Below are 12,647 nucleotides of genomic sequence, written 5' to 3'. Positions count from 1 at the left end.
GCACTTTTTTCGGCCCCCCGCGGCCGCGCAGAATCATGGCCGTCGAGATCGATTCCCCGCCCGTTTCCGTCACCGCCGCCGCCGAGGCCCGCCGCAATCAGCTGATCGGCTATGGCCTCGCCGCGCTCGGCGCGGTGCTGTTCTCCTCGAAGGCGATCTCCGCCAAGCTGATCTTCGAGCACGGCATCGACGTCGAGACGCTGATGGCGCTGCGCATGCTCCTGTCGCTGCCGATCTACCTCCTCATCGGCGCGATCTCGGTCCGCGAGCGGATCGCGACCGGGCGCGGCCTGCCCTCGGCCGGACTTCTCTGGAAGGCCTGTCTGATCGGCCTCGTCGGCTACTGGCTGTCGAGCTATCTCGATTTCTGGGGCCTGCAGACGATCAGCGCCCAGTTCGAGCGGCTGATCCTCTTCACCTATCCGGTGTTCGTCGTCATCTTCGGCGCGCTGTTCTTCGGCAACCGGTTCGAGAAGCGCGCCTTCCTCGCTTTCGGCGTCGCCTATTTCGGCCTCGCCATCATCTTCCTCGAGACGACGGCGCGGCTCGGCTCCGGCATCATCTTCGGCGCGGCCCTCGTCTTCGCCGCCGCGATGTCGTTCGCCTTCTACCAGCTCGTCGCGAAGACGCTGATCGGGGCGATCGGGCCGCGGCTCTTCACCTGCGTCGCCATGACGAGCGCCTCGGTGACGACGCTCGCCTTCTTCGCCGCCACCCGGCCGCTCTCCAATCTGATGGTCGACGGCACGGTCTTCCTGCACGCGCTCTATCTGGCGATCGGCGCCACCGTCGCGCCGAGCTTCCTGATGACGGCGGCGCTCAACCGCATCTCGGCGCAGTCGAACGCCACGATCGGGATCATCTCGCCGGTGATCACGCTCCTCTTCGCCGTCTCCTTCCTCGGCGAGCCGATCGGCTGGACCGACATCGTCGGAACGCTCCTCGTCATCGGCGGCATCGGCTGGTTCACGCTCGGCGGGAAGAAGGCCTAGCGGCGTCCGGGCCGAAGCGGCGGGCGGCATCGAGCGTCAGGCCGAGGCCGACCGAGCCGAACGTATCGCCCTCGACGGCCTTCGCCTTCGGCAGCGCGGCGAGGATCGCGGCGCGCACATGGGCGAGTTTCGTCGAGCCGCCGGTCAGGAACACCGCATCGATCCGCTCCGCGGCGAGGCCGGCGAGCGTCAGGCAGTGGCCGACCCGCGCGGCGATCCGCTCGGCGAGCGTCGCGGTGCCCTCGACGAGGCCCGGCCGGTCGAGCCGGGCGGCAAGGCCGGGCTCGACCCAGTCGAGGCCGATCGCCGTGTCGGGCATGTCGGACAGCGCGATCTTCGCCTCCTCGACGCCGATCGCCAGCCGGTGGCCGCCGCGCTCGTCGACGAGCCGGATCAGCCGGTCGATGCGCTCGGGCTCCGCCGCCTCGCGGCGCACCTCGCGGATCTCGCGCACCCGCTTGGTCTCGTAGAGCCGGTTGATCGTCGACCAGGTGGCGAGGTCGTGGAAATAGGCGGACGGCACCGGCAGGCCGGCCCGCTTCATCGCGCTGCCATAGCCGAACAGCGGCATCGCCGCGGCGAGATTGAGCTGGCGGTCGAAATCCGTGCCGCCGATCCGCACGCCGTCATTGGCGAGGATGTCGTCCGAGCGGTCCGCCCGGCCGATGCGCGCCGGCCCGATACGGACGATCGAGAAGTCCGACGTGCCGCCGCCGATATCGGCGATCAGCGCCAGCTCCTCGCGGTCGATCTGGGTCTCGTAGTCGAGCGCCGCGGCGATCGGCTCGTACTGGAAGACGATCTCGGCGAAGCCGGCCTCGCGGCCGATCTCGGCGAGCACCGCCTCGGCCCGCCGGTCGCCCTCGGGATCGCCGTCGACGAAATGCACCGGCCGGCCGTGCACGACGCGATCGAACGGCCGGCCGAGTTCCTCCTCGGCGCGCCGCTTCACAGCGCCGATGAAGCGGCCGATGACGGCGCGGAAGGGGATCCGTTCGCGGCCGACCTGCGTCGTCTCCTCGATCAGGCTGTTGCCGAGCGCCGATTTGATCGAGCGCATCAGCCGGCCGTCGGCGCCCTCGACATAGGCGCGCACCGCGGCACGGCCGATCGCGACGCCGCCGTCGCGGTGGAAGAACAGCGCGCTCGGCAGGGTGAGCGCGCCGTCCTCGAGCGGCACCAGCCGGGCGCCATCCGGCCCGGCGACGCCCAGCGTCGTGTTGGAGGTGCCGAAGTCGAGGCCACAGGCGGTCATGAGGTCGCTCCGGATGAGAGGGGCGGCCTCGTTACACGCTTCGCTGCGGTGCATCAAGCCGGGGCGGCGCATCGCTCCCCGGCCCGATCGTCACAGGTGGATCGGCTTCTGATAGGCGGCGAGCGCCGCTTCCTTGACCGATTCCGACATGGTCGGATGGGCGTGCGTCGAGCGGCCGAGATCCTCGGCCGAGCCCATGAACTCCATCAGCACGACGATCTCGTGGATCATCTCGCCGGCGCCCTTGCCGACGATGTGGCCGCCGAGAATGCGGTCGGTCTGTGCATCCGACAGGATCTTGACGAAGCCGTCGGTGGCGAGCATGGCGCGGGCGCGGCCATTCGCCGAGAACGGGAACTTGCCGACCTTGTAGTCGATGCCGGCCGCCTTCAGCTCTTCCTCGGTGCGGCCGACGCTCGCCACTTCCGGGCTCGTATAGACGACGCCCGGGATCGCGCCATAGTTCACGTGGCCCGCCTTGCCGGCGAGGATCTCGGCGACCGCGACGCCCTCGTCCTCGGCCTTGTGGGCGAGCATCGGCCCGGCGATCACGTCGCCGATCGCATAGATGCCCGGCACATTGGTCTGGTAGTGCGCGTCGACCTTGACGCGGCGCCGTTCGTCGAGCGCGACGCCCGCCGCCTCGAGGCCGAGGCCCTCGGTATAGGGCCGCCGGCCGATCGCCACCAGCACCACGTCGGCCTCGAGCGTCTCGGCCTCCGCCTCGCCGGCCTTGGCCGGCTCGACCGTCACCTTGAGCGTCGGTTCGGAGGAATCGACCGCCGCCACCTTGGCGCCGAGCCGGAAGACGAAGCCCTGCTTCTCGAGCAGGCGCTGGAACTGCTTCGCCACCTCGCCGTCCATGCCGGGCAGGATGCGGTCGAGGAACTCGACGACGGTCACCTCGGCGCCGAGCCGGCGCCACACCGAGCCGAGCTCGAGGCCGATCACGCCGGCACCGACGACGACGAGCTTCTTCGGCACGCGCGGCAGAGCGAGCGCGCCGGTCGAGGTGACGATCCGCTTCTCGTCGATCGCGACACCCGGCAGCGGGGTGGAATCCGAGCCGGTCGCGATGACGATCGCCTTCGTCTCCAGCGTCTCGCGGCTGCCGTCCTCCTTGGTCACGACGACCTTGCCCGGCGCCTCGATCGAGCCGGTGCCGCGATGGCCGTCGATCTTGTTCTTGCGGAACAGGAAGGCGACGCCGTCGACATTCGACTTCACCGTCGCGTCCTTGTGGGCGAGCATCGCCGGCAGGTCGAGCGCGGGCAGCGGCAGCTTGATGCCCAGGCGGCCGAGATGATGCGCCTCCTCGAACATCTCCGAGGCGTGCAGCAGCGCCTTCGAGGGGATGCAGCCGATATTGAGGCAGGTGCCGCCATAGGTCGGCGCCTTCTCGACGACGGCGACCTTGAGGCCGAGCTGGGCCGCCTTCACCGCGCAGACATAGCCGCCCGGACCGGAGCCGATGACGATGAGATCGTAGGACATGGCTTCAGAAACTCGGTTTCGCGAGGGGTTATTCGGCAGCGTGTTGCGTGTGGCGTTCGGCGAGAAGAGCGGTGGCGCGCGTCTCGATCGCCATCCGCGCCGCATCGGCGCAGAAATCGATCTCGCTGCCGACCGCGTCGAGAGTCCAGCCGAAGGACCGCCCGCGGGACCCGACCGAGACGGAGGCGAAATAGGACGCATCGCGCATGGGCGCGAGCAGCGGAGCGTCGGCGGCGTCGAGGCGGAGATCGTATTCCCCCGCCAGCCCGTCGTCGAACTCGATCCACACCACGCCCTGGCGGGACGGCGCGACGCGAACGATCCGTGCGGGGTTCACTTCCTCTCGATCGACCATGGTCGGCCTGCCCGTATCTCCTGCCAGCAGAAGGCGATCTCGCTGCGCCGCTCGGCCAGCCAATTCCGGACCGCCGTCAGCTTTGCCTGCGGCAGGTGACCGCCCAGCAGATCACCCGTCGCAATCGAGATCTTCGCTTCATAGTCCGCGAACGCCGTCGATGTGCGGCGGCGGACGGTCATTGATATAGACGACGATGCGGACCCCGTCGACGAGTCCGATCGTCGGCACCACCCGGGCTCAGAGATCGAGCACCAGGCGCTGCGGATCCTCGAGGGATTCCTTGACGCGGACGAGGAAGGTCACCGCCTCCTTGCCGTCGACGATGCGGTGATCGTAGGACAGCGCGAGATACATCATCGGCCGCACCTCGATCTTGCCGCCGACGACCATCGGCCGCTCCTGGATCTTGTGCATGCCGAGAATGCCGGACTGCGGCGCATTGAGGATCGGCGTCGACATCAGCGAGCCGTAGATGCCGCCATTGGTGATCGTGAAGGTGCCGCCCTGCATTTCCTCGATCTTCAGCTGCCCGTCGCGGGCGCGCTTGCCGAGGCCGGCAATGGTCTTCTCGATCCCGGCGAGCGACAGCCGGTCGGCATCGCGCACCACCGGTACGACGAGGCCCTTGTCGGTGCCGACGGCGATGCCGATGTGGTAATAGTTCTTGTAGACGAGGTCGGTGCCGTCGATCTCGGCATTGACCGCCGGGATCTCCTTCAGTGCCTGGATCACCGCCTTCGTGAAGAAGCTCATGAAGCCGAGCTTCACGCCGTGCTTCTTCTCGAACAGGTCCTTGTACTGATTGCGCAGCGCCATCACCGCGCCCATGTCGACCTCGTTGAACGTGGTCAGCATGGCGGCGGTGTTCTGCGCGTCCTTGAGACGGCGGGCGATCGTCTGGCGCAGCTTGGTCATCCGCACCCGCTCTTCCCGCGACGCATCGTCGGGCGCCGCGGGCGCGCGCGGCGCCGCAGGGGCGGGGGCGGCCGGAGCCACGGGCGCGACCGCCGCGACGGCGGCGGCCGGGGCAGCGGCCGGCGCCGGAGCGGCGGCCTGTGCACCGCCCGCGGCGACGGCGGCGAGCATGTCGCCCTTCGTCACCCGGCCGTCCTTGCCCGAGCCGGCGACGGCGGCCGGATCGATGCGGTTCTCGGCGGCGATGCGGTCGACCGCCGGGCCGTTGCCGCGCGGCTCGATCGCCTCGGGTCCGCCGATCACCTTGCCTTCCGCGCCGGCCGTTGCGGGCGCGCTCGTCGAGGCGCCGGCGCCGGAGGCCTGCGCCACCGACAGCTCGGGCTTCGCCGCCGTGTTGACATCGGCCTTCGCCGCGCCGGCACCGGCGGCGGCGATCGTGCCGAGCAGCGCGCCGACGCCGACCGTCTCGCCGTCCTTGGCGGCGATCGCCTCGATCGTGCCGGCGGCGGGCGCCGGAACCTCGATCGTGACCTTGTCGGTTTCGAGCTCGACCAGCGGCTCGTCGACCGCCACGGCCTCGCCGACCTTCTTGAACCAGCGGCCGATCGTGGCCTCGGTGACGGATTCGCCGAGCGTGGGGACGCGGATCTCGGTGGCCATCTTCTCGTCTCGTCTCGCTTTTCGGATCGGGCGCCGCCTTACGGGGCGAACGCCTCTTCGAGGAAGGCGTTCAGCTGCGCCAGGTGCTTCGACATCAGGCCGGTCGCCGTCGCCGCCGCGGCCGGGCGGCCGACATAGCGGGCGCGCGGATGGCGGGCGCCCAGCTGGGTCAGGACCCATTCGAGGTTCGGCTCGACGAAGAACCAGGAGCCCATGTTCTTCGGCTCCTCCTGGCACCACACGAACTCCGCCCGCTTGAAGCGGCCGAGCTCGTTGACGAGCGCCTTGTAGGGGAAGGGATAGAGCTGCTCGACACGCAGCAGATAGACATCGTCGACGCCGCGCTTCTCGCGCTCCTCGAAGAGGTCGTAATAGACCTTGCCCGTGCACAGCACGACGCGGCGGATCTTGTCGTCCTTGACGAGCTTGACGCCGTCGCCGGTATTGCCCTGCGCATCGTCCCACAAGAGCCGGTGGAAGGACGAGCCGGCCGCCATCTCGTCGAGCTTCGAGACCGCCCGCTTGTGGCGCAGCAGCGACTTCGGCGTCATCAGGATCAGCGGCTTGCGGAAATCGCGCTTCAGCTGCCGGCGCAGGATGTGGAAATAGTTCGCCGGGGTCGAGCAGTAGGCGACCTGCATGTTGTCTTCGGCGCAGAGCTGCAGGAAGCGCTCGAGCCGTGCGGAGGAATGCTCCGGCCCCTGGCCTTCATAGCCGTGCGGCAGCAGGCAGACGAGGCCGGACATGCGCAGCCACTTCTTCTCGCCCGAGGACAGGAACTGGTCGAACACCACCTGCGCGCCATTCGCGAAATCGCCGAACTGCGCCTCCCAGAGCGTCAGCGCGTTCGGCTCGGCGAGCGAATAGCCGTATTCGAAGCCGAGCACGGCCTCTTCCGAGAGCATCGAATTGATGACCTCGTAGCGGGCCTGGCCCTCGCGCAGATTGTTGAGCGGGATCAGCCGATCCTCGCTCTCCTGATCGTAGAGAACCGAATGGCGCTGCGAGAAGGTGCCGCGCTCGACGTCCTGGCCGGACAGGCGGACGGGATGGCCCTCGAGCGCGAGCGCACCGAACGCGAGCGCCTCGGCGGTCGCCCAGTCGATGCCCTCGCCGGTCTCGATCGCCTTGCGGCGCGCGTCGAGGAAGCGCTGGATCGTGCGGTGGACGCGGAAGCCCTGCGGCACCTCGGTCAGCTTGGCGCCGATCTCCTTCAGCGTTTCGCCGGCGACGCCGGTCGAGCCGCGGCGCTGCTCGTCGTCCGTCTCGGCCACCTTGAGGCCCGACCAGGCGCCGTCGAGCCAGTCGGCCTTGTTCGGCTTGTAGTGCTGGCCGGCCTCGAACTCCTCGTCGAGCTTCGCCCGCCAGGCGGCGCGCTGCTCGGCGATCTCGGCGGCCGTGACGAGCCCCTCGCGGACCAGCTTCTCGGCATAGATGTCGAGCGTCGAGGGGTGATTGCGGATCGCCCTGTACATCGCCGGCTGGGTGAAGCCCGGCTCGTCGCCCTCGTTATGGCCGAAGCGGCGATAGCAGAACATGTCGATCACGACCGGCTTGAAGAACTTCTGCCGGAACTCGGTCGCGATCTTGGCGGCGAAGACGACCGCCTCGGGATCGTCGCCGTTCACGTGGAAGATCGGCGCCTCGATCATCTTCGCCACATCGGAGGGATAGGGCGAGGAGCGGGACAGGCGCGGATTGGTCGTGAAGCCGATCTGGTTGTTGATGATGAAGTGGATCGAGCCGGCGGTGCGGTGGCCGCGCAGGCCCGACAGGCCGAAGCACTCCGCCACCACGCCCTGGCCGGCGAAGGCCGCATCGCCGTGCAGGAGGAGCGGCAGCACGCAGGCGCGTTCCTCCATCGGGATCAGGTCGCGATGCGCCTTGTCGCCGATCAGGTCCTGCTTCGCCCGCGCCTTGCCGAGCACCACCGGATCGACGATCTCGAGATGGGACGGGTTGGCGGTCAGCGACAGATGCACCTTGTTGCCGTCGAAGGAGCGGTCCGACGAGGCGCCGAGATGATACTTGACGTCGCCCGAGCCCTCGACGTCGTCGGGAGCATAGGAGCCGCCCTTGAACTCGTGGAAGAGCGCCCGGTGCGGCTTCGACAGCACCTGGGTGAGCACGTTCAGCCGGCCGCGATGGGCCATGCCGAGCACGATCTCGCGCACGCCGAGATTGCCGCCGCGCTTGATGATCTGCTCGAGGGCCGGAATGAGCGCCTCGCCGCCGTCGAGGCCGAAGCGCTTGGTGCCGGTGAACTTGACGTCGAGGAACTTCTCGAAGCCTTCCGACTCGATCAGCTTGTTGAGGATCGCCTTCTTGCCTTCCGGCGTGAAGGTGATGCCCTTGTCCGGACCCTCGATGCGCTCCTGGATCCAGGCCTTCTCGGCCGGATCGGAGATGTGCATGAACTCGACGCCGAGCGTCGAGCAATAGGTCCGCTTCAGGATCTCGAGCATTTGCGGGATGGTCGCAAATTCGAGCCCGAGCACGTTGTCGATGAAGATCTTGCGGCCGTAATCGGCTTCCGAGAAGCCGTAGGTGGACGGATGCAGTTCCTCGTGGTCGCCGACGGTGGCGATGCCGAGCGGATCGAGATTGGCGTGCAGATGGCCGCGCATGCGATAGGCGCGGATCATCATGATGGCACGGACCGAATCGCGCGTGGCGCGCTGGATCTCGGCCTCGGTGATCTCGACGCCCTTCGTCTGCGCCTTCTGCTTCACCTTGTCGGTGACGATCTTCTCGACCTGGCCCCAATTACCGTCGAGCGCCGAGACGAGTTCGCCATTGGCGGGGATCGGCCAGTCTTTCCGCTGCCAGGTGGCGCCGCGGGCTTCCGCCGCCACCTCTTCCTTGCCGTCCTTCAGCGCGCCGAAGAAGTCGCGCCACTCGGCATCGACCGAGGACGGATCCTTCTCATAGGCGGCGTAGAGATCTTCGATATAGGCGGCATTGCCGCCATAGAGGAAGGAAGTGAGCGCCAAAGCCTCGTTGGCCTGCTCGCGTGCCATTTGTGGTGTCGGGAGCTCGGCTCCCGGTCTCCCGGTTCCGCGCGGCCACCCGCCGCGCCCTTCTGCGCCCCGACATTCGACGACGAGCGGAATGTCGGTCCTCGACCCTAGCCCTTCAAGACCTCGACGAGAGTCTTTCCGAGCCGGGCGGGCGAGGGCGAAACACGAATTCCCGCCGATTCCATGGCGGCGATCTTGTCCTCGGCGCCGCCCTTGCCGCCGGAGATGATCGCACCGGCATGGCCCATGCGCCGGCCCGGAGGCGCGGTGCGGCCGGCGATGAAGCCGACCATCGGCTTCGCGCGGCCGCGCTTCGCCTCGTCCTTGATGAACTGCGCCGCGTCTTCCTCGGCCGAGCCGCCGATCTCGCCGATCATCACGATCGCCTCGGTCTCGCCGTCGGCGAGGAACATTTCGAGGATGTCGATGAATTCGGTGCCCTTGACCGGATCGCCGCCGATGCCGACCGCGCTCGTCTGGCCGAGGCCTTCCTGCGTCGTCTGGAACACCGCCTCATAGGTGAGCGTGCCCGAGCGCGACACGATGCCGACCTTGCCGCGGCGGAAGATGTTGCCCGGCATGATGCCGATCTTCGATTCGCCGGCGGTCACGATGCCGGGGCAGTTCGGCCCGATCAGGCGCGACTTCGAGCCGGCGAGCGAGCGCTTCACCTTCACCATGTCGAGGACGGGAATGCCCTCGGTGATGCAGACGATGAGCGGGATCTCGGCGTCGATCGCCTCGCAGATCGCGTCCGCCGCGCCCGGCGGCGGCACGTAGATCACCGAGGCGTCGGCCCCGGTCGCCTCGCGCGCCTCGGCGACGGTGTCGAACACCGGCAGGCCGAGATGGGTCTGGCCGCCCTTGCCGGGCGAGGTGCCGCCGACGACCTTGGTGCCGTAGGCGAGCGCCTGCTCGGAATGGAACGTGCCGTTCTTGCCCGTGAAGCCCTGGGTGATGACCTTGGTGGCGGCGTCGATCAGGATGGACATCAGGCGGCCTCGCGGTCAGTGGATCTTGAACGGATTGACGACTCGGACCGAGCCATAGGTCTGCCCGTCGTTGAGGTCTTCGGTGAACAGGGTCTTCGCGCCGATCTCCTCGGCCGCCCCGATCACCGCGGCGTCCCAGGAGGAGACCTTGTGGCGGATGCTGAGGCCGACGGCAGTGCGCACGAGATCGTGCGTCACCGGGACGACCGGAAATTCGGAGAGCCGCTCGATCCAGGCGAGCGCCTCATCGGCGGTGAGCGGCACGGCCGGCTTGCGGGTGACGTTGGTGTAGAACTCGGCGAGCACCTGGCCCGACGTGCCGAAATTCGCCGCCGCGATGCAGGCGAACGCCGCACGGCGCCGGCTCTCGTCGTCGCCACCGGCAGCGGCATAGATGAGCACATTGGTGTCGAGGAAGGCTTCAACGGCCATAGCTGTCCTCGCGCCGCCAGACATAGCCCGGCCCGAGGGCGGCGGGCGAGGTCTCGCTCAGCCGCTTCAGCTCGGCGACGACGTCCTTCAGGCGGTCCTCGGTGCGGGCGATCCCGTCGAGGTGCTCGCGAACGATCGCGTCGACGCTCGTTTCCCGGCGCGCCGCGTAGCGACGCACCTTGGCGAGCGTCTCCTCGTCGATCGCGAGCGTGATGTCCGCCATGCCCTCTCTCCCGTCACACCGATATGCGCAACCGAGCCGTCTCTCTCAAGCGCCCCTGACGGCGCCGACGATCTTCTGCGCGGCGTCGTCGAGATCGTCCGCCGGGATGACGTTGAGCCCGCTCTCGCGCAGGATCTGCTTGCCGAGCTCGACATTCGTGCCTTCGAGCCGGACGACGAGCGGCACCTGAAGGCCGACCGCCTTCACCGCGGCGAGCACGCCGCGGGCGATCACGTCGCACTTCATGATGCCGCCGAAGATGTTGACGAGAATGCCCTTCACGTTCGGATCGGCGGTGATGATCTTGAACGCCGCGGTGACCTTCTCCTCGCTCGCGCCGCCGCCGACATCGAGGAAATTGGCCGGGCTCTCGCCATAGAGCTTGATGATGTCGAGCGTCGCCATGGCGAGGCCGGCGCCGTTCACCATGCAGCCGATCGTGCCCTCGAGCGCGATATAGGCGAGATCGTATTTCGAGGCCTCGATCTCCTTCGCATCCTCCTCCGTCTCGTCGCGCAGCGCGACGATGTCGGGGTGGCGGTAGAGCGCGTTCGAATCGAACGACACCTTGGCGTCGAGGACCTTGAGGTCGCCGGTCTTGGTGAGGATCAGCGGGTTGACCTCGAGCATCGCCATGTCCTTGGCGACGAAGGCGGCATAGAGCTTGGCGACGACGTCGTTCGCCTGCTTGGCCGCGGCACCCGAAAGGCCGAGCGCCTTCGCGACGGTGAGGCCGTGATGCGGCATGATGCCGGTCGCCGGATCGACGGAGAAGGTCTTGATCTTCTCCGGCGTCGAATGGGCGACCTCCTCGATGTCCATGCCGCCCTCGGTCGAGACGACGAAGGCGACGCGCGAGGTCTCGCGGTCGACGAGGAGGGAGAGGTAGAACTCCTTCTCGATGTCGGAGCCGTCCTCGATATAGAGCCGGTTGACCTGCTTGCCGGCCGGGCCGGTCTGCACGGTGACGAGCGTGTTGCCGAGCATCTGCTCGGCAAAGGCCTTCACCTCGTCGATCGAGCGGGCGAGGCGCACGCCGCCCTTCTCGCCGGCGGCGGCTTCCTTGAACTTGCCCTTGCCGCGGCCGCCGGCATGGATCTGGCTCTTCACCACCCAGAGCGGGCCGCCGAGTTCGTTCGCCGCCGCCTCGGCCTCGCCGGCCGAGAAGATCGCGACACCGCGCGACACCGGGGCGCCGAACGCCTTCAGCACCGCCTTCGCCTGATATTCATGAATGTTCATCGGCTCGGCTCCCGTCCGGTCGGAATGGCGATCGTCAGTCGGCGAGCGCCGGGGCGATCTTGGTGCAGGCCTCGACGAGGCCCTCGACGGCGGCGACGGACTTGTCGAACATCGCCCGCTCGGCCTTGTCGAGATCGATCTCGATGATCCGCTCGACGCCGGCCGCGCCGATCACCACCGGCACGCCGACATAGCGGCCCTTGATCCCGTACTGGCCGTCGAGATAGGCGGCGCAGGGCAGCACCCGGCGCTTGTCGCGCAGATAGCTCTCCGCCATCGCGATCGCCGAAGCCGCCGGAGCGTAGAAGGCCGAGCCGGTCTTCAGGAGGTTGACGATCTCGGCGCCGCCGTCGCGGGTGCGCTGGACGATCTCCTCGAGCCGCGCCGCCTCGATCCAGCCCATCTTGACGAGATCGGTGAGCGGAATGCCGGCGACCGTCGAATAGCGGGTCAGCGGCACCATGGTGTCGCCATGGCCGCCGAGCACGAAGGCGGTGACGTCCTCGACCGAGACCTTGAACTCCTCGGCGAGGAAGTAGCGGAAGCGGGCGGAGTCGAGCACGCCGGCCATGCCGACGACCTTCGAGGCGGGCAGGCCGGAGAATTTCTGCAGCGCCCAGACCATCGCGTCGAGCGGATTGGTGATGCAGATGACGAAGGCGTTCGGCGCGTATTTCGCGATGCCGGCGCCGACCTGCTCCATCACCTTCAGATTGATGCCGAGCAGGTCGTCGCGGCTCATGCCGGGCTTGCGCGGCACGCCGGCGGTGACGATCACCACATCGGCGCCCTCGATCGAGGCGTAGGAGGAGGTGCCGGCGATCGCGGCGTCGAAGCCCTCGACCGGGGCGGCCTCGGCGATGTCGAGCGCCTTGCCCTGCGGGACACCGTCGACAATGTCAAAAAGAACAATGTCGCCCAGTTCCTTCAGACCCGCGAGAAGGGCGAGCGTGCCGCCGATCTGGCCGGCGCCGATCAGAGCGATCTTGCTGCGCGCCATCAGGAAATCCCCCGAAGTTGGTTTACGTGAACGTAAAGACCCGGCACGGGCCAGCTGAGGTGCG

The 12,647-nt window shown here is 68.1% G+C and carries 12 protein-coding genes; 1 reads left to right on the top strand and 11 read right to left on the bottom strand.

What is annotated here, in order from left to right; all coding sequences use genetic code 11:
- The first annotated feature begins 35 nt into the window (after window positions 1-35).
- Window positions 36-992 (top strand): DMT family transporter, encoded by a 957-nt coding sequence (locus tag GGQ63_RS13295; RefSeq protein WP_183856623.1) that lies wholly within the window; start codon window positions 36-38, stop codon window positions 990-992.
- Here GGQ63_RS13295 and GGQ63_RS13290 read toward each other — a convergent pair.
- From GGQ63_RS13290 to mdh, 11 genes are all read right to left on the bottom strand, one after another.
- Window positions 967-2,247 carry an Hsp70 family protein gene (locus GGQ63_RS13290; RefSeq protein ID WP_183856621.1) on the bottom strand — a complete coding sequence of 427 codons (1,281 nt, stop codon included), beginning with the start codon at window positions 2,245-2,247 and terminating at the stop codon, window positions 967-969. The two genes, GGQ63_RS13295 and GGQ63_RS13290, sit on opposite strands and share 26 nt — an antisense overlap.
- A gap of 90 nt (window positions 2,248-2,337) precedes the next feature.
- Entirely contained in the window at window positions 2,338-3,741 is a 1,404-nt protein-coding gene (gene lpdA, locus GGQ63_RS13285; protein WP_183856619.1) for a dihydrolipoyl dehydrogenase, read from the bottom strand.
- A gap of 28 nt (window positions 3,742-3,769) precedes the next feature.
- Window positions 3,770-4,078: a molybdopterin-guanine dinucleotide biosynthesis protein gene (locus tag GGQ63_RS13280; RefSeq protein WP_183856617.1), complete on the bottom strand. Its 309-nt coding sequence runs from the start codon at window positions 4,076-4,078 to the stop codon at window positions 3,770-3,772.
- Entirely contained in the window at window positions 4,075-4,278 is a 204-nt protein-coding gene (locus tag GGQ63_RS13275) for a DUF4160 domain-containing protein (RefSeq protein WP_183856614.1), read from the bottom strand. Before GGQ63_RS13275 ends, GGQ63_RS13280 begins: the two co-directional genes overlap by 4 nt.
- Before the next feature lie 58 nt (window positions 4,279-4,336).
- The gene (odhB, locus tag GGQ63_RS13270) at window positions 4,337-5,674 is read right to left on the bottom strand and encodes a 2-oxoglutarate dehydrogenase complex dihydrolipoyllysine-residue succinyltransferase (protein WP_183856612.1); all 1,338 of its coding nucleotides are present in this window, start codon (window positions 5,672-5,674) and stop codon (window positions 4,337-4,339) included.
- Window positions 5,675-5,712: 38 nt separating this feature from the next.
- Window positions 5,713-8,694 (bottom strand): 2-oxoglutarate dehydrogenase E1 component, encoded by a 2,982-nt coding sequence (locus GGQ63_RS13265; protein WP_183856610.1) that lies wholly within the window; start codon window positions 8,692-8,694, stop codon window positions 5,713-5,715.
- Window positions 8,695-8,801: 107 nt separating this feature from the next.
- Window positions 8,802-9,686, bottom strand: coding sequence for a succinate--CoA ligase subunit alpha (gene sucD, locus GGQ63_RS13260; protein ID WP_183856608.1), 885 nt, complete (start codon window positions 9,684-9,686; stop codon window positions 8,802-8,804).
- A gap of 15 nt (window positions 9,687-9,701) precedes the next feature.
- Entirely contained in the window at window positions 9,702-10,118 is a 417-nt protein-coding gene (locus tag GGQ63_RS13255; RefSeq protein ID WP_183856606.1) for a PIN domain-containing protein, read from the bottom strand.
- Window positions 10,108-10,341, bottom strand: a complete 234-nt coding sequence (locus GGQ63_RS13250) for a DUF6364 family protein (protein WP_183856603.1) — start codon at window positions 10,339-10,341, stop codon at window positions 10,108-10,110. The genes GGQ63_RS13255 and GGQ63_RS13250 overlap by 11 nt, the downstream gene beginning before the upstream one ends.
- A 45-nt stretch (window positions 10,342-10,386) precedes the next feature.
- Window positions 10,387-11,583, bottom strand: a complete 1,197-nt coding sequence (gene sucC / locus GGQ63_RS13245; protein ID WP_183856601.1) for an ADP-forming succinate--CoA ligase subunit beta — start codon at window positions 11,581-11,583, stop codon at window positions 10,387-10,389.
- Window positions 11,584-11,617: 34 nt separating this feature from the next.
- Window positions 11,618-12,583, bottom strand: coding sequence for a malate dehydrogenase (gene mdh, locus GGQ63_RS13240; protein WP_183856599.1), 966 nt, complete (start codon window positions 12,581-12,583; stop codon window positions 11,618-11,620).
- Window positions 12,584-12,647 lie beyond the last annotated feature (64 nt).

The sequence above is a fragment of the Prosthecomicrobium pneumaticum genome, assembly GCF_014199915.1.
GTDB lineage: Bacteria > Pseudomonadota > Alphaproteobacteria > Rhizobiales > Kaistiaceae > Prosthecomicrobium > Prosthecomicrobium pneumaticum.
The sequence above is the reverse complement of the archived record's forward strand: the minus strand, read 5'-3'. Positions and strand labels throughout refer to the sequence as shown.

Bases quoted from the DNA above. Each gene is read 5' to 3' on its own strand.
- sucD (WP_183856608.1), bottom strand. From the start codon at position 9,686: ATGTCCATCCTGATCGACGCCGCCACCAAGGTCATCACCCAGGGCTTC.
- GGQ63_RS13290 (WP_183856621.1), bottom strand. From the start codon at position 2,247: ATGACCGCCTGTGGCCTCGACTTCGGCACCTCCAACACGACGCTGGGC.
- odhB (WP_183856612.1), bottom strand. From the start codon at position 5,674: ATGGCCACCGAGATCCGCGTCCCCACGCTCGGCGAATCCGTCACCGAG.
- lpdA (WP_183856619.1), bottom strand. From the start codon at position 3,741: ATGTCCTACGATCTCATCGTCATCGGCTCCGGTCCGGGCGGCTATGTC.
- GGQ63_RS13250 (WP_183856603.1), bottom strand. From the start codon at position 10,341: ATGGCGGACATCACGCTCGCGATCGACGAGGAGACGCTCGCCAAGGTG.
- GGQ63_RS13275 (WP_183856614.1), bottom strand. From the start codon at position 4,278: ATGACCGTCCGCCGCCGCACATCGACGGCGTTCGCGGACTATGAAGCG.
- GGQ63_RS13295 (WP_183856623.1), top strand. From the start codon at position 36: ATGGCCGTCGAGATCGATTCCCCGCCCGTTTCCGTCACCGCCGCCGCC.
- GGQ63_RS13255 (WP_183856606.1), bottom strand. From the start codon at position 10,118: ATGGCCGTTGAAGCCTTCCTCGACACCAATGTGCTCATCTATGCCGCT.
- GGQ63_RS13265 (WP_183856610.1), bottom strand. From the start codon at position 8,694: ATGGCACGCGAGCAGGCCAACGAGGCTTTGGCGCTCACTTCCTTCCTC.
- mdh (WP_183856599.1), bottom strand. From the start codon at position 12,583: ATGGCGCGCAGCAAGATCGCTCTGATCGGCGCCGGCCAGATCGGCGGC.
- sucC (WP_183856601.1), bottom strand. From the start codon at position 11,583: ATGAACATTCATGAATATCAGGCGAAGGCGGTGCTGAAGGCGTTCGGC.